This is a genomic window from Pedobacter jeongneungensis (genome assembly GCF_000633455.1).
Taxonomy (GTDB): Bacteria; Bacteroidota; Bacteroidia; order Sphingobacteriales; family Sphingobacteriaceae; genus Pedobacter; species Pedobacter jeongneungensis_A.
This window is the reverse complement of sequence record NZ_AYMG01000008.1, coordinates 201,254-225,610: the sequence shown is the minus strand read 5'-3', so window position 1 is coordinate 225,610 and position 24,357 is coordinate 201,254. Positions and strand designations below refer to the sequence as shown.

The following is a 24,357-nucleotide window of genomic DNA, read 5'->3' as shown; positions in this document are numbered from 1 at the left end:
CTGAAATTCTTAAAATAAACTAACCAAAAGATGAAAATATATAAAAAGGTCATTTTTGCCCTATTCCTGATGATTTCTATGCGCACTTTTGGACAGGTTGATCAAGACGGACCTTATATCTGGCATTCAGGCAAGCAAATCATTAACCGTTATATTTTAGATAATGTGCTGCATGTGGATTCTTTAAAAGAAGATGCGCCGATAGCCGTACGTTTTGCTAAAAATGCTGATTGGAATTTTAGCTTTAAACTTCATAAAAAGATTGTTGTGCCACCCGCTAGTTATGCAGGTGTAAATAAAATGTTCGTTCTTTCTGATATTGAGGGGGAGTTTGAAGCTTTCCGGGCTTTAATGATCGGTAACGGGGTAATTGATGAAAAATATAACTGGACATTTGGCAAAGGGCAGCTCGTAATTTGTGGCGATCTTTTTGACCGTGGCAAAGAAGTAATGCCTTACTTATGGCTGTTGTATAAACTGGAAGAAGATGCTGCTAAAAAGGGGGGCTTCGTGCACGTAGTGCTTGGTAATCATGATATCATGAATATGGCAGGCGATTTACGCTATCATTCGCCCAAATACGCTGCTTCGGCTAAACTCATGAACCTTGAATATGGAAAACTGATAGACGCTGATACCGAAATTGGAAAATGGTTGAGAAGTAAAAATGCAATTGAAAAAATTGGTGATAAGATTTTTTTGCATGCGGGCATTTCGCCTAAAATTAATGCTTCAGATTTTTCCTTACAATCCATTAATGATCAATGTAGAAGTTACTATGGTATTGCTACTAAAAAATTACCGGAAGAGGGACGCTTATTAATGGGGAGTGCCGGACCATTTTGGTACAGGGGCTACTTTGGGAAAGACCGCACCAGTCCAGCTACTGTCGATTCTACATTGGCGAAGTTTGCCTGTAAACAGATTGTGGTTGGCCATACCATTACCAAAGAAAATATCGCAGGATATTACAGCGGAAAGGTAATTGGGGTTGATGTGAACGAACACAGCGGTGACCGAAAAGCAGTTCTTTTTATGAATAATAAAACATTCGTGGTTGATGACAAAGGCAAACAACAGCTACTTGAAATTAAGGATACTCCGATAGCTATTGAATAGTTTAATCTATTTTAAAGTCTTGTGCAAAAGCCCAAACAACCATGGCATCAAGTACGGGTCTTAATTGCTCGCCTTCATTACTTAAACGATAAGTTACAAAAGGAGGCACTACATTTTGCGCCTCTCGGATCACCAGGTTATCTTGCTGCATCTGCTTTAAATGCTGTATCAGCATTTTTTCCGTAATGGCTGGAATAAGTTTTTTCAATTCATTATACCTTTTCGTTCCACTTAGCAGGTGGTAGAGTATAATTGGTTTCCAATGTCCGCCAATTTTGCTCATCACAAAACTTACCGGGCAGCTTGCCCGGTTATTTTTCCTGTTTGCGTTTAAAGTCGAATTTTCTTTAATGGTTGTCATGATACATACTTTGGGGTAAGTACTTGTATAAAAGTAAGTGCAAATATACCTTTGTCTTAAATAAAAACACAACAATCATGAAAATAATAATAACAGGTTCTTTAGGGAACATTAGCAGACCATTAGCAACAACATTAATTGCACAAGGACAAGAAGTAACCGTATTAAGTAGTAATAGCGATAAGGCAGCAGAAATCACTCAACTTGGTGCACAGGCGGCTATCGGTTCAGTATCTGACGAAAATTTTTTAGTAAATACTTTTACAGGTGCGGATTTAGTTTACCTGATGGTTCCAACCGATTTCGGTGCAACCGATATTCGTGGCTACATTAAAAGTATTGGCGGGCATTATGCAAATGCAATAAAAGCTGCCGGTGTAAAAAAGGTGGTTTTATTGAGCAGCATTGGTGCACATTTAGATAAAGGTACCGGGCCAATTGCAGGTTTGCATGATGTTGAGCAGCAGTTTGATCAATTAACAAACCTCGATCTGCTTATTCTTCGTCCTGCGTTTTTTTACATCAACTTTTATGCAAATATCGATCTGATTAAACATGCAGGCATTATCGGATCAAACTATGGTGCAGATCAATCGATCGTTTTAGTTGATCCAAAAGATATTGCTGCGGTTGCTGCAGAGAAAATACAGGAAGGTTTTACAGGAAGAAGTATTTTATATATCGCCAGTGATAAACGCAAATTGAGTGAAGTAGCACTGGCTTTGGGTACCGCAATTGGTAAAGCAGACCTGCCCTGGATTGAATTCGAAGATACGCAGGCCTACGAAGGAATGGTCGGTGCAGGTTTATCACCCGAAATGGCCAGAAATTATGTCGAGATGGGCACTGCAATTAGAACTGAAGTATTGTGGGAAGATTACAACGCGAAAAAAGCAATACCCATTGGTAAAATTAAACTGGAAGATTTCGCAAAGCAATTTGCTACGGTTTATAATGGCTAAGATTAATAACTAAAGTCGTCATATCGATCCGATAGCTATCGGATGAAGCGCAGCGAAATGGAGAAATCTTTGAACAAGTTATGTTTGAATATTTCTCCATTCTGCTTATGATTACATTTATGAGGATTTTAGTAATTGTTTTTTGACCATATAAGATATTTAAGAGCATATAAGCTCCTATGAAATTTAACAGATGTTAGGTTGTTTTGGAAGATCTTTCGAGGTAGATCTCTCCGCTATGGTCGAGATGACGTGTCTATTATATATCCGCATTAGTACTCTTTTCCGCGTTAATCTGAATTTTCCGTGGCCAAAAAGGCTTAGCGTTATCTTCATGTAAAAAAGAAAAGGGATTCAATTTGAGATTGATCCCTAATCAACTAACCAAACAAATGAATTCCGGAAACCACGCCGGAATTATCATATAAACGAAGCGACGGGGAGATTGTTTTAACGATTTACCAATTCTGCAATATTTTTTTAAAAAAGCGAAAAATGACGAAGCATATCAGAAATTACGTGTTGCTTTTTTTAGCTTTGCAACATGCAAAACCTTCCGAAGAAGCTTCAAATCGATCTCATAGAACTTAAGGCCAAATACGCCTTTATTATGGACGAACTCGATGCTACTTTTGCAGAAGCTTATCTGTCCAAATCAATGGCCAAGCAAAGATTGGCTGAGCAGATGATGCTGGAAATCGAACGCATACTGAGCGAACAGAGTGGGGGACAGGAAAACTAGGAACACCTAATTTCCAGCAATCTTCTTTGCAGCAGATATATTAAAAGTGCGTTTCTTGTCGGCATCTTTAAAATCTACCTCCATAAAATAACGTTTGTGTTTAACAATATAGTTTTCAATAAACCATAATATATCCGGGAGGTTTTCGGCCATAGGCGATCCTGCAATCTCATGCCCCATATTCTGTACATATTGAAAGTAATAAGGATAATTGTTCTTTCTAAACCGGTGCGCCAGGTATTTCGATCCAAAAAAGCCGCGGTTAAACAATCTTACTTTGTTGTAAGGCACCAGTTTATCTGCCGTTCCATGGAAAAACATGGTTGGCGCAGGTGCGATAGCATATTTTGGTGCACCTTGATAACTTAAAATTGCCCCCGCAAAAGAAATTACTCCTTTATATTGGAAAGTAGCCGGAAGCCCAGCCGCCAGAAGCGTGTTATTCCTTTTATTATAATCGGCATGGAGCGCGGTAATAGCGCCAGCACTCGATCCCGAGATGATGATCATACCTGTATCAATCCCTAACGTTTTTGCATTTTTGATCATATAATCTGTTGCCTTGTAAACATCTGCAGTTGCGGTATCAATGGCTGACCTTAAATTAGATGTATTAAAAGGAGTGGGGAATTTCTTACCCTTGAGCCCTAATCTATAATCAACCGATACCACCTTAAAACCATGTTCAATTAAGGTATTAAAGTAAGGTTCGTAAAGTTTGCTGTCTCTGCGGCCCAATACAAAACCACCGCCAAACACGAAAAGTAATGTCGGTTTTGTTTCGGTTATTCCACCCTGATAATAAATATCCATTTTCAGTGGCACGGAATCCGTCTGCGAAAATATTTTTGTGTCTACATGGTATTTCTTATCCTTTAATGCAATTTGTCCGAAAGAAGACAGGGAGCAGAATAAAAAAACAAGGGAAAAAATGCTTAACGGATATACTTTGTAATTGGGCATCATCTATTTTTTAAGGATTTCGATATCAAAACGTTTTAGATCTTAGCTAATTTATTGCATTTTCAATTTAACCGCAATTTTTAGTTAAAAGATTGCTTTTAGCAGGCAAAAATGATGTTAATAGAGCCTTTTATAGCCTTTCAGTTTAAAAATAAGGATGTTTTTACAGACCGATCCATTTCTTAAAACGGGTAGTATAAGTGCAGCACTACAATCTTTAAACTGCTTTTTAACAAAATCAAGGTCTTTTTCATCATAAAGATTGGATGGAATAATGTAATAGGCATTTTCTCCGGCAGCTAATTTTTGCTTAAACCGGTTCGACCAGTAATATTGGTGGAGATCAAATATTTCTCCAATTCCATAAGTATTTAATCCTTTTTGAGTACCCACATAAAAATCTAAATGCGCAGCCGGAAACCACTTGGTAATGATCATCGTATGACCTGTATCCTCTTTTTCCGACGATTTATCACTTCTGTAAACCGAGTCGACTATTTTTCCGGTTTCTTTCCAGCCATATAAATCCAGTGTAGGATCGCCTTTGCCAAAATGCATGGTATCCTTAATTGGAGAGAACGTACCTTTATAAAAATTGATCAAAGGCAAAGCTGTGGCTATTACAATTAAGAAAAACCCAAATGAGGCGATTATGATAAATTTTGCTTTAGGTGCGGGAAAAGATTCGAGCTGCAATGCGGATAGAAATATTAAGCAGGTATAAGCCGGACCAGACCAATGCGGCAAGGTGTCCCTAAAAACAGAGAGGAAAATCAAGGTGCCAATAAGAGGCAATGCACAAAATAATAATACATTTATTTCACTTTTAAATTGATGCTTTTTTTGTCTGAAAAGCCCAAATACTGCCGCCCAGGCCATAAAAAATACAACAGGATTATTGTAAAAGATCTCACCAACAATTTCCCTCGCAAAGGCCAAAGGATTTATTCCTGCATGGAATAGGTTCACCCGGTCGCTATGATAAGTATAAGTAATAAAATGATGTTGCACATTCCAGATGATGACCGGAGAGAACATAATCAAACTGATGAACATGGCAATATACAGGCCCTTTTGCAAAAAGAACTTCCTGTTGGTCAATAACGCCAGCAACAGCACGGCAAACCAGATAAAAAAGCCATGAACCTTACACATGATGCATAAACCAGTTGCAAAGCCGAACAAACACCAAAGGTTTAATGTAGGCAGACTTTCAGTAATCGATCTGGTAATTTTAATCAGCAAATAGATGCTCCAAAGCCAGAAAACCATTTGCGGACTATCGGGTAAAATAAAAGTGCCGGCAATGATGCTGCAATAAAAAGATGAGGTGTACAGCAGCACCGCATACCAGCCAACACGGTTGTTAAGCAATAATTTGCCTGTTTTAAAAACAATTAGCGTACAAATTGCTGATGAAGCAATTGCTCCAAACCGAACTGCTAATTCGTTATGAATCTGAAGGTTGGCTGTGGTTATTCTAATAAGCCAGGCAACAAATGGAGGATGATCGAAATAATTCCATTCTAAATTTAGCGCGTAGGTCCAATAGTATACTTCATCATTACCCAAAGCTATAGAGGAGGCAATAACAACCTTCAGTAAGCTAACTGCTATAATAAAAAGCCAAAGTTTAGTTGGAATATCTTTCACTTAAATGGAATTGACCCGAGCGGCGATTTTAAGCTTCTTGTATCGTTTGTTTACTTTGGCCGATCTGAAAAGTTTGAGGTCGTACACCTGGTGATAACTGATTAGTGCACAGCAGATCCCTGCAATGGCTCCAAATATTACATCGATCAGGAAATGCTGGGCGAGATATATGCGCGAATAACCGATTAATATGGCCATGAAGAGGCAAAACAATGAGATTTTCCTTTTCTTAAAAACCAATACCAAAACAGTGGCCATTGCAAAGGCCGAAGCCGTATGGCCCGAAGGAAATGAATTCTGATCATGCATCCTTACGCCGTCAACAAAGTGACCATATTGAAACATCATTTGTTCAAAATAGTATTTCGGGCGTGGCGCATGGAATATTCTTTTTGCAATTTGAATCATTAGTCCCGAATAAATATAGGCAAGGGTTAAGGTCATTGCTTTTTTCTTTTTACGCAGTAGCAATAAAATCACTGCAGCAACAATACTTACTAAACCATCTCCGAGATTTGTGACATATTTAAAGAAAACATCCAGCCAATCCGGGTGAAATTGGTTGAAAAGAAGAAACCCCTCTGTTTTAGAAAAACAAAAATTAAAAATCAGGGCAGCTAAAATAACTGATGATAGGATTAAAAAATAGCAGGGAAGTTTTCTCAGGCGTTTTAACATTTTCTCATATTACATCATAAAGCTACAGCCTGAACATCACCTCAAGGTTAAGGATTTGTCATGTTTTTGTCACCTGATAATCTTATTTAAAACGTTTTAAAAAATTGCTAAAGATGGGTAGTTTTACCTATTTTTAGTTAAAGATATCATCATGAAAAAAACGTTTCTCCTTGGCTTGTTGTTTATTGGTTTTTGTTGTATCAATAGCCTCATGGCCCAGCAAAAGAAGAAATTTAAAGTAATTGCTTTTTATACCGCTAAGAGCGATCTGGCTCATATCAGTTTTGTACACGAAGCCAATGTTTGGTTCCCCAAAATGGCTAAAGAATATAATTTTGAATATGATTCTACTTCGAACTGGGAAAATTTGAATGAAAAATTTCTCGCCAATTATCGGGTTGTACTGTTTTTAGATACCCGGCCCGAAAAGCCGGAGCAACGCCTGGCCTTCCAAAAATACATGGAAAAAGGGGGAGGATGGATGGGTTTCCACTTTGCAGCATTTAGCTTGAACAATTCAGCCATACCCCAAAACTGGGATTGGTACCACAATACATTTCTGGGGTCGGGAGAATATGGAAGCAATACCTGGAGACCTACCAGTGCTATTTTACAAGTTGAAGCCAAACATCCGGTTACGGCAACACTGCCTGAAACTTTTAAAGCACAGCCGAATGAATGGTACCGATGGAAAAACGACCTGCGCAATAATCCTGATATCGATATCCTCTTATCAATCGATTCCACCAGTTTTCCGCTCGGTACAGGGCCTAAACAAAGTGAAATCTGGCACAATGGTTTTTATCCTGTGGTTTGGAGCAATAAAAAGTTTAAAATGGTTTATGTAAATATGGGGCACAATGATATGGATTATGAACATCGGTATGATAATACCAATAAATCACTTTCTTCTTCATTTGGCAATCCCAACCAGGATAAATTATTAATTAATGCGCTTTTATGGTTGGGAACGGGTAAAAAACGTTAACAAGCAAAGAAATTTAAGTTTTTTTAGCCTTTTCGATCACTATTTATTGAAGCCACTCTTTTGTTACGATAATAATATCAGCTTATTATACAAAAAACTTAATTCTTACTAAATTGCCGTAAAATCACCCAACCTTATGGCAGAAGTTAAAATTAATATTCAGGAAAATGAACCAAGTTCTTTCGATCTGTACGATGAAGATGGAAAAGTTGGCGAAATGGTATTTGACATTCAGGGAAAAGACTTAACCGTTTACCATACCGAAGTTTCGCCTAAAAAAGAGGGGATGGGTTACGCAAAACTATTGCTTGATGCAATGGTAGGTTATGTTCGTAAAAATAACCTTAAAGTTATTCCGCTCTGTCCTTATGTGCATTTACAGTTTAAAAGACACGAAGAACTTTACCAGGACATTTGGAATAAAGTAAAAGAAGAATAAGATAAACATTTATTCATGAACAGGCGGCATTTTGCTGGCCTGAATGATATCGCTTTATAATTTATAAAAACCTTTAATTAAATCTACCAAATCACTAAATGAAACTATTATCCATTAAGAAAAACGTTTTACTAGCCTTTATTTTGTTGATTTCGTTCGGAGCAATGGCGCAAAATACCAGCGATGCGGCCAAAAAGTTAAACGTACTCCAGCAGCAATTTGTCGACCTGCGTTTCGGCATGTTTATTCATTATAACATCCCAACTTATGCCAATGCCGATTGGCCCGATCCGGAAGCTTCACCTAAATTATTCAACCCTAAAAAACTTGATGCCAATCAATGGGCTAAAGCAGCAAAGTCGGCCAATATGAGCTATGGCTGTTTAACTACTAAACACCACAGCGGTTTTTGCATCTGGGATACTAAAAGTACCGATTATAACATAATGAATAGTCCTTATGGGAAAGATGTGGTAAAAAAGTTTACTGATGCCTTTCGTGCCAACGGATTAAAAGTGATGCTGTATTATTCCATTTTGGATACTCACCATAAATTGAGGCCGAACCAGATTACGCCCAAACATATCGACATGGTGAAACAGCAACTCACCGAACTGTTAACCAAATATGGCAAAATTGAAGCTTTGATTATTGATGGCTGGGATGCACCATGGTCGAGAATTTCTTATGACGATGTTCCTTTTGAAGATATTTATACCCTGATTAAAAGCTTGCAGCCTGATTGTTTGGTGATGGATTTAAATGGGGCAAAATATCCATCAGAAGGGCTTTACTATACAGACATAAAAACATACGAAATGGGAGCGGGCCAGCGCATGCCAAAAGAAAGTAAGTTGATGCCAACTTTGGCCTGTTTGCCTATTAATACTTCCTGGTTTTGGAAAACTGATTTTCCTACCGTACCAGTAAGGAAACCACAGGAAATTGTGAACGATTTAATTAAACCTTTAAATGATGCAAGTTGTAATTTCATCCTCAATGTGGCACCAAACCGCGATGGATTGATTGACGACAACGCCATAGCAGCCTTAAAAGAAGTTGGGCGGTTATGGAAAAATGAAGGGCCAACCAAAGCACTCCCACCATTAGGTTTACCGATTATTTCGACTAACCTGGCAAAGAATCAGGCCACCAATTCGAGCTGGAGCAATGACATGAATATTATGGATTTTGCCAATGATGATAGCTATAGAACTTCCTGGGAATCGAACAGTGCCGTTGAAAAACCATGGTATGAAGTTGATTTCAAAAACGAAAAAGCCATTAATACTATTGTTGTGGCAGAACAAAAAGCAAATATTGATACTTATGCACTCGAATATTGGAACGGAGTAGAATGGAAAAATGCCTTTGAAGGGAAAAATGAAGACCGCATTAAAATTCACCGCTTCGATCGCGTTTGGGCCAGTAAAGTCCGCATTCGAATTGCCCATGCCAAAGAAACCCCTTCAATTGCAGAGTTTCAGGTGTTTAATGAAAGAAGATAGTTTTAGTCCAGTCTTCAGTCCTCAGTCATTATTCTAAAGTCAATGGCACGGAGCATACAATATCAATTTGTACACTCCGTGCCATTATGCTTAAATAGATAACAGGTGTTTTGCCTCAATTAACCGGTTAACCAATTTAAACAATTAACCCTTTAGGTTCAAAACTTAATCGATAGCTTATCCGAAACCAATACATTGTTTTTGTAATATTCAAAAAACCAATTGCCGTTCTTTTTTAAAACCACACCATTGGTATTTCCATTACTGGCAATAAAAAAATCTTCCACAGAAGTTTTAAACAAATTTATCACAATTTTAGGTGTTGCATCAACCAGTTGATAACCATTGGCTGTAGCCTGTGCATATAGCACCCCATCTGTCTGTTTTGCTTCGGTAGCTATCTGCTGGGCAGCAGGGGCAGGCGTTGGTTCAGTTTTAACTTCTTTTACGGGTGCAGTAGGCGTTGGTATAGAAGCTTCCGGAGTGTTACCTGCTGTATAGCGAAAATCACTTAAAGAAGCAAAGGCATCCCTTAAGGCCAGATTGAAGGAAGTTTTGTATTCTTTCTCCCTGCTTTTACCTTCTTTACTTTTTAATACCACTGTTCCCTTACAGTCTTTCAGCACAACTGTAAGATTGGTTACAAACATGCTGTTTTTTTCTTCTATATCAGCTGTTAAAGCTTTGCACCTGTCACCTGCAATTTCTGTCGGTAAATCCGCATTATCAAAATAGGTAGTGAAGCCCAAATCATCAAATAAGGCTTTGGTAAGGTTATTCAGGTTATATTGATTGGCTTGCTTAAGAAAACTGAATTTCTCTGGTACGATAATGTACTTATAATGATTAAGATTGGGTTGTGCCTGTGCAGAAAAAGAGAGTGCCAAAAGAATAATAAAAAAATATCTTTTCATAATGATTGATGGAGGATTATATTCCGGTTCAATTTATACAATGAAATGGAGAAAATCAAATTGTTGATTCGTTAGTTTATTGTTTAAAACGACTAAAAACTTCAGACTAACTAACCGACTCCAAATCTCAATTTCAATTGACTTCATCAATGATCCGAAATAACCATTTTACCAATTGCCGGATTTTTTGGCCTCTTGCTTACGAAAAATAAAAGTGGCAGAGTAACCACAAAAAGTAACCCAACGAAATAATAACAATCAATATAGCTGAGCATGGAAGATTGCGTGCTAATGGAATGTTCAATTACGGCGATCCCTTTCATGCGGGCATCCATTGCATTAATTCCTTTCTGCTGAAAATAAGCCGTTAAAGAATTTAAACGCTCAACCGCTTGTGGATTGTAGAGATTAATGTGGCTTAACAGATCTGTACGGTGCACAGCCAGTCGTTGTGCATAATAGGTATTTACTGCCGATATGCCGAATGCACCGCCCAATTGCCTCATCATATTGTTGAGGGATGCGCCCTGCGGAATATCTGCTGGCGGTAACGAAGATACCGCCAGCATGGTAAGCGGTACTGTTAAAAAAGCCATAGCTGTAGCACGAAAAATCAGGTTGATGCTGATGGCATGGGCCGAAATACCAAAATTAATTCCAGCCATGCTCCAGTTGAAATAAATAAAACAGATAAAGCCTAAAACAACAATTAAAATCGGCGATACCCCTTTAGCCATTAACTTTCCCGAAGCAATCAGCGCAAATATGGCGATCACGGCACTAGGCAATAGCATGAGCCCTGTTTCGGTAGGCGTAAAGCCAAGTAGGCGCTGAGCCAGAACAGGCGTAATAAAAACAGAAGTAAACATGCCTATACCTGTAATAAAGGTTAAAATCGCTGCTATGGATAACGACCTGCTTTTAAATACCCGTAAGTTAACAACAGGATGAGCCACATGTAATTCCCAGAGGATAAACGCTGTTAAGGCTATTACAGCGGTAACGGTTAGTACAATGATGTATCCGGTGGCAAACCAATCTTCAGTTTGGCCACGCTCCAGCACAGTTTGTAAAGAGCCGATACCAACCGCGAGCAGGATGATACCCAACCAGTCTACCTTATTTATTTTTGGCTTGATGAGTGGCTCTGTGAGCAGAAAATAACATGAAACAGCCGCAGCAATGCCGATAGGGATGTTAATGTAGAAAATAAGTGGCCAGTTATAATTATCAATAATCAAACCACCCATTGTAGGCCCTATAGTTGGACCAATAAATACACCTATTCCAAAAATAGCACTGGCCACACCCTGTTTTTCTTTAGGAAAAAGTTCAAATATTACAGCCTGCGAAACCGAAAGCAAGGCCCCACCGCCCAATCCCTGTAAAAACCTAAAGGCAACCAATGTCCAAATATCCGGTGCGCCCCCACACATAATAGAGCAAAAAACGAATATGATAATAGAGCCGATGTAATAATTTCTACGGCCAAACATAGCGGTTAAAAAACTCGTCATTGGAATAATGATCACATTGGCAATGGCATAAGCCGTTACCACCCAGGTGGTGTCTTCTAATGTGGCTCCAAGATTTCCGCTCATATGCGAAAGGGCTACATTTACAATGGTGGTATCAATGAGTTCCATTACGGCGGCCATCAATACCGTAATAATTAATAGGGTTCGTTTTAAATTGTTCATTTAGCGTTATAATAAAAGTGAACGATCGGTCTCTTTTTGAATAAAAAAATAGTGGATTAAGGATAGGTTTGTTTTAATGATATTATTGTGATGAGGTGTAGGGTATTTTGTAGATTCATATATACTTTGTGAAAGTGAACGTTTGGTCTCTTTATCGATAAAAAATTTTAGAGGATGTAAGGATCGATTTCTTTTTTCAGCATGGCTATAATGTTATGCAGGTATTCAGGGTTATTTTCTATTTTACTGATGAGCACAGCACCTTCGTACATGGTGAAAACTTTAATGGCGTAGTGTTCTGCGTCGAAATCTTTAGAAAACTCGCCGTTTTCCTGCCCATCGATAATGATTTTGCTGATGCGGCTTTTAAACCGGTAAATTGCTGCCCTTACTTTTTCCTTCATCACCGGGTTGGTATCGTCGGCCTCCGCCCCAAAATTTAGGATGGCACAACCGCCCCATTTAGATAAAATGCGGTTATCGTAGAAATCAAGTAAGCCATAAAGTTTGCCCTTAGCCGTTGGTATTTCCCTTACAACCCCTGTAGCGCCATCATGCATAAGGTTGCTTAGGTAATTAAAAACCTCAAGACTTAAAGCTTCTTTGCTGGGAAAATGTCTGTAAACGCCACCTTTTGCCAATTGTGTCGCTTCCATAATATCATTCATAGAAGTGCCTGCAATACCTTTTGTATTGAAAATTGGTGCAGATTTTTCAATAATGAATTGTTTGGTACGTTCGGCTTTTTTCATAACGGGACAAATATGAACAATCGGTCGCAAATTATAAACTTTATATTTTTCTATTTACATGGGACTTACAAATCGTATCTATTAATTCAGAAAATAACCATTTTCAAAGTAAATTTGTATATTTGCAGTCCGGTTTTGCAATTAATTAATTGTAAACCGAAACTAAAACCTGGGGCCGTTCTTGGATTTGACGGGGTGGCGAAGGTTATGTTAGCATGCAGTGCGTTGTTCGGAGAGCACTTAAAGTGAACGATCACATTTTAGTTGGCGAAAATACTTACGCCTTAGCTGCCTAGTTTAGAACTAGCTTAGCTTTTGTCCCTCTAACTGCTGCATTGTTGGGTTAGAATCCGGGGCATCGAAACAACAAAGCTGGCTTTAAGTAGATGCGACTTAAAGTGAGATAAAGTATCTAAGGTTATAAACAAGGTCGGTTTTCAGCCCGTTTATTTCCCGAAAATCAATTGAAAAATAAGCATGTAGAAGGTATAATTTATCTCACAACTGGACAAGGGTTCGACTCCCTTCGGCTCCACAAAAAAACCTGCAAATGAATAATTTGCAGGTTTTTTATTTATAGTTCAGATCATCCCTCTCACATTTTCCCCCTCACATCTTCCATCATTTATTCCGTTCTTCCAGGATATTGCTGCAAGGCTACTTCCAAACAATCCATTGCTGCATTTAAATCGGCTGTATTTAAAACGTAAGCCATACGTACTTCATTTTTACCCGAACCGGCAGTAGAGTAGAAGCCTGTTGCAGGCGCCATCATCACCGTTTGGTTTTCGTGGCTAAATTCTTCCAAAATCCACTGACAGAATTTATCAGCATCATCTATCGGGAATTTTGCAACTACGTAAAACGCACCACCCGGGTTTGGGCAGAAAACGCCATCAATTTTATTCAATCTTCCAACCAAAGTATCACGGCGTAAAGTATATTCCGTATTTACTTTTTCGAAATAACTATCTGGTGTATCTACAGCAGCTGCACCGGCAATCTGCTCTACCATACCAGGACTTAACCTCGCCTGTGCAAATTTTAATCCCGAAGCAATCACTTCCTTGTTTTTGGTGATTAAACAGCCTAAACGTGCACCGCAGGCGCTGTAACGTTTAGAAACCGTATCCATAATCACCACATTTTCGTCTAAACCATCTAAGTGCATTGGCGAAATAAATTCCCTGCCATCGTAGCAGAATTCACGGTAAGCTTCATCCGAGAATAAGAACAGGTCGTATTTTACACAAAGTGTTTTTAATGCCTCTAATTCTTCTCTCGAATATAAATAACCGGTTGGATTATTCGGGTTACAGATAATAATCGCCTTGGTTTTTTCGGTAATCAGTTTTTCGAATTCTGCAATCGGCGGCAGTGCAAAACCATTTTCGATATAAGAAAGGATAGGTTTTACCACCACATTACTCATACAGGCAAAACCATTGTAATTTGCATAAAAAGGCTCAGGAATGATGATTTCATCACCTTCGTTCACGCAGGTTTGCATGGCAATGGTAATCGCTTCAGAGCCACCAACGGTTACCAATATATTTTCTGGCGTAATGTTATATCCCAGTTTGTTATAATATTCAGTAAGTTTTAAGCGATAGGCTAATGTTCCTTCTGATGGGGTATATGCCCAAACATTAAAATCAATGTTTTTGATGGCGTTTAACATTCCTTCAGGTGTTTCTATATCAGGCTGACCAATATTTAGGTGATACACTTTTTTACCATCTTTTTTAGCTTGATCTGCAAAGGGGGTTAATTTTCTGATCGGCGATGCAGGCATCTGCACACCTTTTTGTGAAATTTTTGGCATGGTACAAAAATAAAAAAGTCCCGATGAAAATCGGGACTTTTTAAATATTATCGGTTAAAAAATTACTTTGAAGCGGCAGCTACAGTTTCACCTTTAATATAAAGCACCTTAATCGGCGTTTTAGCGTTTGAAGTGATGGTAACTGCTTTAGAAAAAGTAGATGGACCAGCAGCAGCGTTAAAAGTTACTGAAATTACGCCAGTTTCACCTTTTTTCAATGGGGTAGAAGTATATTTTGGTACAGTACATCCACAGCTTGCTTCAGCTTTTGTAATAATTAAAGGCTCTTCGCCAACGTTTGTGTATTTGAAATCGTAAGTTACTGGTTTGTTTAAAACAATTTTACCGAAATCATGTGTTTCAGTTTCGAATTTAAACTCAGCAGGTTTAGCCTGTGCATTTGCAGCAATACCAAAACCTAAAACAAAAGCGAATAATACTAAGATCTTTTTCATGTTATTTGGGTGTGATTTATTTTTTAAAATATCTAAAACAAATTTAATGTTTTCAATGTAAAACAAAAACTATTCCAAATATTATTTTCCAATTCCATATATAATTTTACAATCGAGGTTAAAGGCAAACTTTTAATTTTGTATATATTTGCCGCAACCAATCTTTGATTACTATGCCGAATGAAAAATTGATGACCAACGCTATTAATGCTTCCGAACTGAGTTTTAACGATTTCAAATCTATTGTTAAAAGCGACTATAAAATAGCTTTTGAGAGCAGGCAGGCCAGTGTTTTAGGCCGTAGGGAAGTATTAACGGGGAAGGCTAAATTTGGCATTTTTGGCGATGGTAAAGAAGTACCTCAGATTGCCATGGCGAAAGCTTTTAAAAACGGCGATTGGCGATCAGGTTACTACCGTGATCAAACTTTTGCCTTTGCAACAGGCATTTCTACTATAAAAGAATTTTTTGCACAGTTGTACGCAAACCCAACCAATGGAGCCGATCCGTTTTCAGGTGGCAGGCAGATGAATTGCCATTTTGCTACAAAATCGGTTAACGAAGACGGCAGCTGGAATGATTTAACACAGATTAAAAACTGTTCATCAGATATTTCACCAACAGGAGGGCAGATGGCCCGTTTGGTTGGTTTAGCCTATGCCTCTAAATTATTCAGGGAAAATAGGGAGCTCGATTATTTAAAACATTTTTCTGTTAATGGGAATGAGGTTGCTTTTGGTACCATTGGCAATGCTTCAACCTCGGAAGGTGTGTTTTTCGAAGCTATTAATGCGGCAGGTGTGCTGCAGATCCCAATGGCCATCTCCATCTGGGATGATGCTTACGGAATCTCCGTTCCGGCAAAATACCAAACTACCAAAGAAGATATTTCGGAAGTTTTAAAAGGCTTTCAGCGTGAGCCTGAAAAACCAGGATATGAGATTTATAAAGTAAAAGGATGGGATTATCCCGCTTTGTGTGAAGTGTACGAAAAAGCCATCAATGTTTGCAGGGATGAGCACGTACCTGTATTAATTCATGTTACCGAACTTACTCAGCCACAGGGGCATTCAACTTCAGGTTCTCACGAAAGGTATAAATCTAAAGATCGCCTTACCTGGGAGACAGAACATGATTGTATTGTGAAAATGCGTGCCTGGATGCTCGATTCGGCCGTTGCCACAGAAGAAGAAATTGCAGAGATTGAAAAAGAAGCAAAGATTTTTGTACGCAACGCTCAAAAAGAAGCCTGGAATGAGTTTTTAGATAGTATTAAACCCGAACAAAAGCAAGCAATAGACCTGATTAGCGGTGTAGCCAAACATCAACCTGAACTGGCTAAAATTGCAGCAAACCTGGCTTCAGTTGCGGATGCACAGCGTAGAGAAGTTTTTGTAGCGGTTCGTAAAGCTATACGCATGTCGGCCAATAATAGTTCTGCAGAGCGTAATGAACTCTTAGCCTGGTACAAAGAACAGGAAGGACATAATTACGACCGTTACAATTCTAAACTTCATACTGATGGTAAGGAAAGTCCGGCTAAAATTGCCGTTGTCGATGCAGAATACGACGAGCTTTCTAAAATGGTTGATGGCAGGGAAGTGCTGAATGCTTGTTTTAACGAAAATTTTGCCCGCGATCAACGTTTAGTTGCTTTTGGAGAAGATTTAGGAAATATTGGTGATGTAAATCAAGGTTTTGCTGGTTTACAGGCAAAATATGGAGAATTGAGGATTACTGATACCGGAATCAGGGAAATGACCATTATGGGGCAAGGAATTGGTTTGGCCATGCGTGGTTTAAAGCCAATCGCCGAAATTCAATATCTTGATTATCTGATATTTGCATTGAATGTGTTAAGCGACGATTTGGCCTCACTGGCTTATCGTACTAAAGGCATCCAAAAAGCACCGGTTATTGTCCGTACACGTGGTCACCGTTTGGAGGGCATATGGCATTCAGGTTCTCCGATCAGTATGCTTTTAGGTTCTTTAAGGGGGATGCACCTTTGTGTACCGAGGAACATGACACAAGCCGCAGGAATGTACAACACGCTTTTTAGGGCTGATGAACCTGCCGTAGTAATTGAATGTTTAAACGGTTACCGTTTAAAAGAAAAATTACCCATAAATGTTGGCGATTTTACAGTTTCTTTAGGAAAAGCCGAGGTTTTGGAAGAAGGAACGGATATTACGGTGGTTTCTTACGGTTCTTCATTAAGAATTGTTCAGGAAGCAGCAGAAGAATTGGCTCTTTTAGGTATTTCTGTCGAAATTATAGATCCTCAAACGCTGTTACCTTTCGATATCAACCATGTTTGTGTGAATTCTCTTTCAAAAACCAATAAATTACTGGTAGTAGATGAAGATGTACCCGGAGGTGCGTCAGCTTATATCCTGCAAAAAGTACTGGAAGAGCAAAAAGGTTATTTCCACCTGGATGGACAGCCAAAAACATTGTCGGCTAAAGCCCACCGTCCACCATTTGGTTCTGATGGCGATTATTTCAGTAAACCATCTGTTGATGATGTAATTGAAGCCATTTACCAGATGATGCACGATGCCAATCCCACGAAATATCCTGCACTTTTTTAGCAGTATTTAAATCCGTTGATTTATCGGATAAATTACTGATAATCATTTGTTTTTGTGTTTATACTCGGAATTGGGGTGAAGAATTTTGTTTTTTGAGTAAAATGGTAAAAATTTGGTTACCTGGTAATAGAATTTTTATATACTTTTATAAGCCAAACAATTTTTTTTATTTCAGTATGTTTTATATCATCCCAATAGTGAAACACTGTAATTTTCGAGGATTTTCGTGCATATACGCTAATAATATTAATGGTTAATTTTTATTGGCGGGTAATGCATTGCATTGATAAACAAAGGAATTCCTACGCTTATTTTTTTAAAATAGGTATTGCATTTTTAATGCTATTATTTTTCTACATTAATGGGTTTGCACAGGTAAATGCATCTCAAAAAAAACTCGATAGCCTTTTAACAGTTAATCAAAAGAACCAAAGGACAGACTCCACCAAAATCAAAATATTGACAGAAGTTTACCGTCAATATATGAAAATGCGTAACGTTGAAAAGGCGGAAGAATACCTCGATAAAACCATTCAGCTTTCTCATGATAAAAACCTTAAAAAATTTTCTGCAATAGCCTATTACCGCAGGGGAATGATGTACCATGGCCGGTCTGATTATCAAAAAGCAGAAGAAAATTATTTGGTGGCGGTAACCGAATTTTCTTCAATTGGTAACCTCGATATGGAAGCCGGTACTTATCTCAATCTTGGGGCATTATATGGCAGCATTCCAGATTATGCAAAATCTTTAGAGGTTAATCAAAAAGCCATTGCGATATACGAAAAAATGGGTAACGAAACTGATATGGCCAGTTGCTATACCAATATTTCTACCATTTATCAGAGATTGGGTAATCAAAGTCAGGCATTGGTATATATGAAAATGGCCCTGAAAGTGTTTGCCAAAGAAGGCGAAAATGTAAGGGGTGTTGCAGTTGTTTATGAATTAATTGGCACTAACTATTTTGAAGCATCAGATCGTGAACTGATGGAAATGAATGTACTTCCTAATCAGAAGGTTAAATTGGCATTGGAATATTATAATAAATCATTAAAAGTAGCAGAATCCATTGATGATAAAGGAATTATTGCTACCGTAAGGCGAGATCTGGCCGATCTTTACAGTTCAACCGGGCAAAAAGACGCCGCAATGAAATCTTATCAGAAATCGCTCGAATTAAGTAAAACAGGAGATGATAAAGAAGCTTATGCTTCTACTTTATATGCTTTGGGTAATTTTTATCAGAAAGAAAATGATTTTGAAAATGCCATCTCCTTACTGGGTAAGAGTTTAAAAATAGCAGAAGAAAACAGGTTTTTGGATATAGAGAAGGATGCTAATTTAGGGCTAAGCACTGTTTATGAAAAGCAAAAGGAGTATAATAAATCGTTAGCTTATTACAGGCAGTATATTGCTGCCAGGGATAAAATTTTTAACGAGGATAAGGAAAAGGAAATTACCAGGAGGCAAATGCAGGTCGATTTTAACGTAAAAGAGCGTGATTATCTACTAAAACAGAAACTTACTGAAGGTGAATTAAAAAGACAGCAGCAAGAACTTACTTTAAAAAAACAGCAGCTGGCTTTGAGCGACAAGGAAAAAGCATTAGATCTGTTGACTTTTCAAAAAGCCAAGGCAGATCTTGATATTCAGCGTTTGGCCCAGGAGGGTAAATTTGCAAAGGCTAAATATCAGGCGCAACTTACAGCTAGTGTAAAAGACAAACAGATCAGTAAACAAAATCAGCAGATTAAATTTGATGAACGTATAAAGATATTTCTGAGCATTGCTTCATTTTTGATTTTGATTATTGCCGTGGTTATCTTTTTGAGCCAGAGAAAAACAACAAGGCTAAATAAGATCATTAACAACCAAAAAAGGGAATTAGAGCAGCTGAGTAAGGTTAAAGACCGTATTTTTAGTGTAGTGAGTCATGATATGCGTACACCTGTAAATTCACTGATCTCGTTTATGCAACTGCTGGAGGGCGGTAATATTGAGCAGGAAAAATTAAACCGGTACGCGGCATCGTTAAAAAATAACCTTACATATACTTCAACCATGATGGAAAACCTGCTGAACTGGGCGGCAAGCCAGATGCAGGGTTTTAATCCATACCTTGAATCGTTGGATATTCAATATCTGACAGGTGAAGTAATCCATTCCTTACAGGATAGTGCAGATCAAAAGAAGATCAGCATTAAGAATTTAATTCCTATTCAAACCTTTTGCAAGGCAGATGAGAATATGCTTAGCCTGGTAATCCGTAATTTAGTGAGTAATGCTATTAAATTTACACCTGGTGGAGGTTCAGTAGAAATCAGTTCGGTTGATCTGGGTAATCAACAGGAAATTAGAATTTCTGATACAGGTGTCGGGTTAAATCCAGTTCAGTTAAGTCATTTTAACAAACCTGGTTATCTTGGCGCTGGTGTAAGCACCCTGGGTACCAATAAAGAAAAGGGTACAGGTTTAGGTTTACTGCTTTGCAGAACTTTTGTGGGTTTGATGGATGGAAATATCAGTGCTAGCAATAACCAAACAGGTGGCAGTTGCTTTATCATTACGTTGAAAAAATAAGTTATTTCAAAAACCGGGAAAGGATTTTTTTGTCAATTGCTTTTTCTAACAATTCCTGTCTATTGGATACACTTATTGGAACAATAAAATCGTGTTCTAAATGAACTTCATGATTGGTTAGGGTAGCAATATGGTTGATATTGATGATGTATTGTTTGTGTACCCGCGAGAATATTTTAGAAGGCAGTTGTTTCTCCAGGTTTTTAAGGCTAACCAGTACAATATGTTTATCGGTGCTGGTAAAGAGTTTAGAAAAATCTCCCATGCTTTCAATATAGATCACATCATCGTATTTTAATTTCGTGATCCCTTTGGTTTCCCTGAAAAAGAAATGATCATCCCCATCACTATTCGTAGATTTATCTACATGCTGAGATGTTTTTCCAACTAATTTTTTCAGCTCCAGGTATTCTATAGCCTTATTGGTGGCCTTTAAAATCCTTTCGAAAGTTGCCGGTTTAACAATAAAATCGAGCGCATCAAGGTTGAAACTTTCTGCAGCATATTCTGTAAAAGAGGTAACGAATATAAATAATGGCTGTTGTTTAAGGCTTTTTAACAGGTCCATTCCAGAAAGCTCGGGCATATCGATATCAGAAAAAACAATATCAACAGGTGTTGTGCTTAAAATCTGCGAAGCTTCAATACCACTACTGCAAACTGCCAGAATATTTAATGATGGGATTTTTTTAAGGTGCATTTCAATTGCATCTCTTTCAATTTCATTATCATCAACAATTATACAGGTGTAGGTCATTTAGGGATATGGGATTATGTTGTCAACAACAGGGATCTAAAATTAATGTTTTGTAAATTACGCTAAAATGAGAATTAAAACACAATTAGGTCAACACTTTTTTGTTAAATGTAGTCTTAACGTTTATTTCTGATGTTTCTTTTCACCTGTGTATAATTTTTCGCCGGCTTTAATGGCTAACTGCAGGTCATTTTCTTCTGGCGGCACCGGACAACGGTAACCATCGCTATACGCACAATATGGATTATAGGCTTTATTAAAATCGATTTCTATATGTTTATTGTTGATTTCTTTTGCATCCAGATCGATATAACGACCACCTCCATAAGTTTCCTTATTATTGGTTTCATCTGTAAAAGGCAAAAAGAGGTGGTCTTTATAGATTGGGTTGGTTGATAAAGAAACACTCCTGTACAGCGTCATTTGGATCGCTTTTCCATTTAAACTGAAGTTTATATGTGCGTAGCGGTAATAATCGCTGCTGCTGCCATTAAAAGTGGGCATTTTGAACACCTTTTCATTTTTTAACAATTCTACTTCTGCCGATACTTTATAGGCACTGTCAGCCTCATAAAAATGAAGATTTTGCAGGTCGCTTTTCTTTAATGGCGAACGATTGTCTTTTATAAAATCTTCTTTATAAGCCTCACGGTGTTTGGCAATCTGATCAGCATAACTTTGAGCAAAGGTATTCATGCTGATCAACAAAAGTAGAATGGTAATAAGTTTCATCTTTAAATTACGCTTGCTTTATTCCTCAAAAACTGATCAGCTAAAACGAGTGCGGCCATGGCTTCAACAATTACCACCGCTCTTGGTACCACACATGGATCATGCCTGCCTTTTCCTTTAATTTCTGACGCTTCACCAGCGGCATTAATGGTTTGCTGGTTGTGCATAATGGTGGCTACAGGCTTAAAAGCTACTTTAAAAGTAATGTCCATTCCGTTAGAAATGCCTCCTAAAATACCGCCTGCATAATTGGTGGTGGTTTTAAAAACTTTAGAATCTGCAGCTTTTGGCTGCGGAATGTCGTTATGCTGCGATCCTCGTAATTCGCTTCCGGCAAAACCAGAACCATATTCGAAACCATGTACGGCGTTGATGCTTAGCATGGCTTTACCTAAATCGGCATGTAATTTATCGAAAACGGGTTCGCCTAAACCAGCCGGACAACCTTTTATCACACAACCGATTTTACCACCAACGGTATCACCGTCTTTTCTTACTGAATCGATAAATTCGATCATTTCGTGTGCCGTTGCCGGATCGGCGCAACGTACAATGTTTTCTTCCCTGATCTCTAGTAAAGCGGATAAATCGTTGCTTTCTAAATTAGGTGCTTCGATGGTACCTACAGAAGTTACATGTGCGAAAATTTCGATACCCTGTTGTTTTAAAAACAGTTTTGCAATGGCACCTGCAGCTACACGGGCAGCAGTTTCGCGGGCAGAAGAACGGCCACCTCCACGGTGATCACGAATGCCGTATTTTGCATCGTACACGTAATCGGCATGGCTCGGGCGGTAAACATCAACGTTATGTCCGTAATCTTTTGAACGTTGATCCTCATTCGGGATTAAAAGCGCAATAGGAGTACCTGTACTTTTTCCTTCGAAGATACCCGACAAAATCTGAACGGTATCACTTTCTTTTCTTTGTGTGGTAATTTTGGATTGACCGGGTTTGCGCTTGTCAAGTTCTGACTGAATGAAATCCATATCTATATCCAATTGCGCCGGACAGCCATCAATAATTACCCCAATGGCTACGCCATGAGATTCGCCAAATGTAGTGATGCGAAATAGTTGTCCGAATGAGTTGCCTGCCATATTATTTAGATGTTAGATTTGAGATACTGGATTTGAGAATTTCTGCTCAAATCGTCTCAAAATCTGGTTAGATTATTATAGTTTTAATTTTTTCTAGTGTCTCAAATCTAGTGTCTCAAATCTCGTGTCTCAAATCTCTCTCACCTCAAATCCAGCTTTTTTCAAATCTTCCCAGTAAAAAGGATAAGATTTTTCTACTACCTGCATTTCTTCAATTTCAACTTCGTTAATCAATAGTGCAAGTGGCGCAAAAGCCATCGCCATACGGTGGTCCTCGTAGGTTGCAATGGTAATTTTATCCGGAAAGTGAAGGTTATCTGTATTTAAGGTATAAATCAAGTTTTTTTCGGTCAATGTAACGCCTATTTTAGCCAATTCATTCTGAAGGGCTGCAATTCGGTCTGTTTCCTTGATCTTCAAGGTCTCCAAACCTGTAAAAGACATGTTTTTGCCCAAAGCAGCAGCAATAACTACAATGGTTTGCGCTAAATCAGGACAAGTTTTTAAATCTAAAATTTCTTTGGTATCCAGAGTAAGTCCTAAATTGCTAATAGCAATACCTTTATCAGTTTTACTGGTAGCGATACCAAAAATTTTCATGATATTTTTGATCTGACTGTCACCTTGCAGGCTTTTTTCTTTTAAGGCAGGTAAAGCTATTTCAGCTTCATCGGCTAAGGCTGCAATGCTGTACCAATAAGATGCTGCGCTCCAATCGGGCTCAACTACCAAAGTTCCAGGTTTAAAAGCCTGAGGTTTAATCGAAATGAAATTTCCGTTCCAGCTATGCTCAATGCCAACTTCTGCTAGCATATCTAAAGTCATATCTACATAAGGTTTAGAAGTAAGCTCACCCTCAATTTCTAAAGTTAAACCTTGTGGCAGGATAGGAGCGATCATCAATAATGCGGAAATATATTGACTGCTGATATCGCCTTTAATCTTTACCTGGGCAGTTTTCTGATCTAAAGGCCCAACAATATTCAATGGAGGGAAACCTTCAGTTTCGGCATACGAAATATCAGCTCCGATTGTTTTTAAAGCTTCTGCTAAAATCCCGATAGGCCGTTGTTTCATCCGCTCGGTTCCGGTTAACAGAAAATTACCGTTTTTGGCAGAAAGATAAGCCGATAAGAAACGCATTGCAGTGCCTGCCGGTCCTACGTCTACTGTTTTTGATTCTTCAATTTCTACTTCTAATTCTTCTTCAAGATTATTAAGGATACCATTTAATGTTACCGTATCAGCAGCATTAGAAAGGTTTACGACTTTAACCAGTTTTTTGCTTAAGGCACTAATAATTAAGGCCCTGTTGCATTCGCTTTTAGAGCCTGTTAATTGGATTTCCGTATTAATATTCTTGGTTCCTTTAAAAGAAACTAAGGCATTTTTCGACATTTTATTCTGTTTTATTCTTAAATGTAAGTGTCAGATGGAAACATCTGACACCACATCAATAATGTTATATGTAGAGGATTTCTTTTAAAGCTAGGTTTTACCCTACACCTTAAACCTTCCAGCCTTCTACCTTT

21 protein-coding genes and 1 other RNA gene are annotated in these 24,357 nt (G+C 38.2%); 9 read left to right on the top strand and 13 right to left on the bottom strand.

What is annotated here, in order from left to right:
- Positions 1-30: 30 nt before the first annotated feature.
- A complete protein-coding gene (locus U859_RS0107530; RefSeq protein WP_025142796.1) occupies positions 31-1,119 on the top strand; it encodes a metallophosphoesterase in 1,089 nt (362 codons plus the stop codon).
- A gap of 1 nt (position 1,120) precedes the next feature.
- Here U859_RS0107530 and U859_RS0107525 read toward each other — a convergent pair whose 3' ends face one another.
- Positions 1,121-1,480 carry a winged helix-turn-helix transcriptional regulator gene (locus tag U859_RS0107525; protein WP_025142795.1) on the bottom strand — a complete coding sequence of 120 codons (360 nt, stop codon included), beginning with the start codon at positions 1,478-1,480 and terminating at the stop codon, positions 1,121-1,123.
- Positions 1,481-1,557: 77 nt separating this feature from the next.
- On the opposite strand from U859_RS0107525, the gene U859_RS0107520 reads away from it, so the two are divergent.
- Together U859_RS0107520 and U859_RS0107515 are read left to right on the top strand one after the other, a co-directional pair.
- Complete coding sequence (locus tag U859_RS0107520; protein WP_025142794.1) at positions 1,558-2,442, top strand: NmrA family NAD(P)-binding protein; 885 nt, start codon at positions 1,558-1,560, stop codon at positions 2,440-2,442.
- A 544-nt stretch (positions 2,443-2,986) separates the two neighbouring features.
- Complete coding sequence (locus tag U859_RS0107515) at positions 2,987-3,184, top strand: hypothetical protein (RefSeq protein WP_025142793.1); 198 nt, start codon at positions 2,987-2,989, stop codon at positions 3,182-3,184.
- Positions 3,185-3,190: 6 nt separating this feature from the next.
- On the opposite strand, the gene U859_RS0107510 is transcribed toward U859_RS0107515, so the two are convergent.
- The 3 genes from U859_RS0107510 to U859_RS0107500 form a co-directional block, all read right to left on the bottom strand.
- Positions 3,191-4,150 (bottom strand): alpha/beta hydrolase, encoded by a 960-nt coding sequence (locus U859_RS0107510; protein WP_025142792.1) that lies wholly within the window; start codon positions 4,148-4,150, stop codon positions 3,191-3,193.
- Between the two features lie 114 nt (positions 4,151-4,264).
- Complete coding sequence (locus U859_RS0107505) at positions 4,265-5,800, bottom strand: ArnT family glycosyltransferase (RefSeq protein ID WP_025142791.1); 1,536 nt, start codon at positions 5,798-5,800, stop codon at positions 4,265-4,267.
- Positions 5,801-6,478, bottom strand: coding sequence for a phosphatase PAP2 family protein (locus U859_RS0107500; protein WP_025142790.1), 678 nt, complete (start codon positions 6,476-6,478; stop codon positions 5,801-5,803).
- Positions 6,479-6,629: 151 nt separating this feature from the next.
- On the opposite strand from U859_RS0107500, the gene U859_RS0107495 reads away from it, so the two are divergent.
- The 3 genes from U859_RS0107495 to U859_RS0107485 all read left to right on the top strand — a co-directional run bounded on the left by U859_RS0107495 (position 6,630) and on the right by U859_RS0107485 (position 9,413).
- Positions 6,630-7,466, top strand: coding sequence for a ThuA domain-containing protein (locus U859_RS0107495; RefSeq protein ID WP_051584667.1), 837 nt, complete (start codon positions 6,630-6,632; stop codon positions 7,464-7,466).
- A 136-nt stretch (positions 7,467-7,602) separates the two neighbouring features.
- Positions 7,603-7,905, top strand: a complete 303-nt coding sequence (locus U859_RS0107490) for a GNAT family N-acetyltransferase (RefSeq protein WP_025142788.1) — start codon at positions 7,603-7,605, stop codon at positions 7,903-7,905.
- Positions 7,906-8,003: 98 nt separating this feature from the next.
- Positions 8,004-9,413 carry an alpha-L-fucosidase gene (locus U859_RS0107485; RefSeq protein WP_025142787.1) on the top strand — a complete coding sequence of 470 codons (1,410 nt, stop codon included), beginning with the start codon at positions 8,004-8,006 and terminating at the stop codon, positions 9,411-9,413.
- A 158-nt stretch (positions 9,414-9,571) separates the two neighbouring features.
- Here U859_RS0107485 and U859_RS0107480 read toward each other — a convergent pair whose 3' ends face one another.
- The 3 genes from U859_RS0107480 to U859_RS0107470 form a co-directional block, all read right to left on the bottom strand.
- Entirely contained in the window at positions 9,572-10,327 is a 756-nt protein-coding gene (locus U859_RS0107480; protein ID WP_025142786.1) for a hypothetical protein, read from the bottom strand.
- Between the two features lie 146 nt (positions 10,328-10,473).
- Positions 10,474-12,027 (bottom strand): DHA2 family efflux MFS transporter permease subunit, encoded by a 1,554-nt coding sequence (locus U859_RS0107475; protein ID WP_025142785.1) that lies wholly within the window; start codon positions 12,025-12,027, stop codon positions 10,474-10,476.
- A gap of 167 nt (positions 12,028-12,194) precedes the next feature.
- Positions 12,195-12,779, bottom strand: a complete 585-nt coding sequence (locus tag U859_RS0107470) for a TetR/AcrR family transcriptional regulator (protein ID WP_025142784.1) — start codon at positions 12,777-12,779, stop codon at positions 12,195-12,197.
- A 171-nt stretch (positions 12,780-12,950) separates the two neighbouring features.
- Between U859_RS0107470 and ssrA the strand changes: the two genes are divergently transcribed.
- Positions 12,951-13,317, top strand: a transfer-messenger RNA (tmRNA) gene (gene ssrA / locus U859_RS31460).
- 87 nt (positions 13,318-13,404) lie between these two features.
- Here the strand turns inward: ssrA and U859_RS0107460 are convergent.
- Positions 13,405-14,604: a pyridoxal phosphate-dependent aminotransferase gene (locus U859_RS0107460; protein ID WP_025142782.1), complete on the bottom strand. Its 1,200-nt coding sequence runs from the start codon at positions 14,602-14,604 to the stop codon at positions 13,405-13,407.
- A gap of 62 nt (positions 14,605-14,666) precedes the next feature.
- Positions 14,667-15,059: a DUF1573 domain-containing protein gene (locus U859_RS0107455; RefSeq protein WP_025142781.1), complete on the bottom strand. Its 393-nt coding sequence runs from the start codon at positions 15,057-15,059 to the stop codon at positions 14,667-14,669.
- 173 nt (positions 15,060-15,232) lie between these two features.
- Between U859_RS0107455 and U859_RS0107450 the strand changes: the two genes are divergently transcribed.
- Positions 15,233-17,653, top strand: coding sequence for a thiamine pyrophosphate-dependent enzyme (locus U859_RS0107450; protein WP_025142780.1), 2,421 nt, complete (start codon positions 15,233-15,235; stop codon positions 17,651-17,653).
- A gap of 339 nt (positions 17,654-17,992) precedes the next feature.
- Entirely contained in the window at positions 17,993-20,236 is a 2,244-nt protein-coding gene (locus tag U859_RS0107445) for a tetratricopeptide repeat protein (RefSeq protein ID WP_162799895.1), read from the top strand.
- Position 20,237: 1 nt separating this feature from the next.
- Here the strand turns inward: U859_RS0107445 and U859_RS0107440 are convergent, their stop codons facing one another.
- The 4 genes from U859_RS0107440 to aroA form a co-directional block, all read right to left on the bottom strand.
- Entirely contained in the window at positions 20,238-20,993 is a 756-nt protein-coding gene (locus tag U859_RS0107440) for a LytR/AlgR family response regulator transcription factor (RefSeq protein WP_025142778.1), read from the bottom strand.
- Positions 20,994-21,116: 123 nt separating this feature from the next.
- Positions 21,117-21,725, bottom strand: coding sequence for a DUF1684 domain-containing protein (locus tag U859_RS0107435; RefSeq protein ID WP_025142777.1), 609 nt, complete (start codon positions 21,723-21,725; stop codon positions 21,117-21,119).
- 2 nt (positions 21,726-21,727) lie between these two features.
- Positions 21,728-22,825: a chorismate synthase gene (gene aroC, locus U859_RS0107430; RefSeq protein WP_025142776.1), complete on the bottom strand. Its 1,098-nt coding sequence runs from the start codon at positions 22,823-22,825 to the stop codon at positions 21,728-21,730.
- Between the two features lie 129 nt (positions 22,826-22,954).
- Positions 22,955-24,223 carry a 3-phosphoshikimate 1-carboxyvinyltransferase gene (aroA, locus tag U859_RS0107425; protein WP_025142775.1) on the bottom strand — a complete coding sequence of 423 codons (1,269 nt, stop codon included), beginning with the start codon at positions 24,221-24,223 and terminating at the stop codon, positions 22,955-22,957.
- Positions 24,224-24,357 lie beyond the last annotated feature (134 nt).

What these genes read in the sequence shown, in the direction of transcription:
- U859_RS0107490 (WP_025142788.1), top strand. Translation starts at nt 7,603, where the DNA reads ATGGCAGAAGTTAAAATTAATATTCAGGAAAATGAACCAAGTTCTTTC.
- U859_RS0107450 (WP_025142780.1), top strand. Translation starts at nt 15,233, where the DNA reads ATGCCGAATGAAAAATTGATGACCAACGCTATTAATGCTTCCGAACTG.
- U859_RS0107510 (WP_025142792.1), bottom strand. Translation starts at nt 4,150, where the DNA reads ATGATGCCCAATTACAAAGTATATCCGTTAAGCATTTTTTCCCTTGTT.
- U859_RS0107495 (WP_051584667.1), top strand. Translation starts at nt 6,630, where the DNA reads ATGAAAAAAACGTTTCTCCTTGGCTTGTTGTTTATTGGTTTTTGTTGT.
- U859_RS0107470 (WP_025142784.1), bottom strand. Translation starts at nt 12,779, where the DNA reads ATGAAAAAAGCCGAACGTACCAAACAATTCATTATTGAAAAATCTGCA.
- U859_RS0107445 (WP_162799895.1), top strand. Translation starts at nt 17,993, where the DNA reads ATGCTATTATTTTTCTACATTAATGGGTTTGCACAGGTAAATGCATCT.
- U859_RS0107435 (WP_025142777.1), bottom strand. Translation starts at nt 21,725, where the DNA reads ATGAAACTTATTACCATTCTACTTTTGTTGATCAGCATGAATACCTTT.
- U859_RS0107520 (WP_025142794.1), top strand. Translation starts at nt 1,558, where the DNA reads ATGAAAATAATAATAACAGGTTCTTTAGGGAACATTAGCAGACCATTA.
- aroC (WP_025142776.1), bottom strand. Translation starts at nt 22,825, where the DNA reads ATGGCAGGCAACTCATTCGGACAACTATTTCGCATCACTACATTTGGC.
- U859_RS0107500 (WP_025142790.1), bottom strand. Translation starts at nt 6,478, where the DNA reads ATGTTAAAACGCCTGAGAAAACTTCCCTGCTATTTTTTAATCCTATCA.
- aroA (WP_025142775.1), bottom strand. Translation starts at nt 24,223, where the DNA reads ATGTCGAAAAATGCCTTAGTTTCTTTTAAAGGAACCAAGAATATTAAT.
- U859_RS0107455 (WP_025142781.1), bottom strand. Translation starts at nt 15,059, where the DNA reads ATGAAAAAGATCTTAGTATTATTCGCTTTTGTTTTAGGTTTTGGTATT.
- U859_RS0107460 (WP_025142782.1), bottom strand. Translation starts at nt 14,604, where the DNA reads ATGCCAAAAATTTCACAAAAAGGTGTGCAGATGCCTGCATCGCCGATC.
- U859_RS0107530 (WP_025142796.1), top strand. Translation starts at nt 31, where the DNA reads ATGAAAATATATAAAAAGGTCATTTTTGCCCTATTCCTGATGATTTCT.
- U859_RS0107515 (WP_025142793.1), top strand. Translation starts at nt 2,987, where the DNA reads ATGCAAAACCTTCCGAAGAAGCTTCAAATCGATCTCATAGAACTTAAG.
- U859_RS0107475 (WP_025142785.1), bottom strand. Translation starts at nt 12,027, where the DNA reads ATGAACAATTTAAAACGAACCCTATTAATTATTACGGTATTGATGGCC.
- U859_RS0107480 (WP_025142786.1), bottom strand. Translation starts at nt 10,327, where the DNA reads ATGAAAAGATATTTTTTTATTATTCTTTTGGCACTCTCTTTTTCTGCA.
- U859_RS0107525 (WP_025142795.1), bottom strand. Translation starts at nt 1,480, where the DNA reads ATGACAACCATTAAAGAAAATTCGACTTTAAACGCAAACAGGAAAAAT.
- U859_RS0107440 (WP_025142778.1), bottom strand. Translation starts at nt 20,993, where the DNA reads ATGACCTACACCTGTATAATTGTTGATGATAATGAAATTGAAAGAGAT.
- U859_RS0107485 (WP_025142787.1), top strand. Translation starts at nt 8,004, where the DNA reads ATGAAACTATTATCCATTAAGAAAAACGTTTTACTAGCCTTTATTTTG.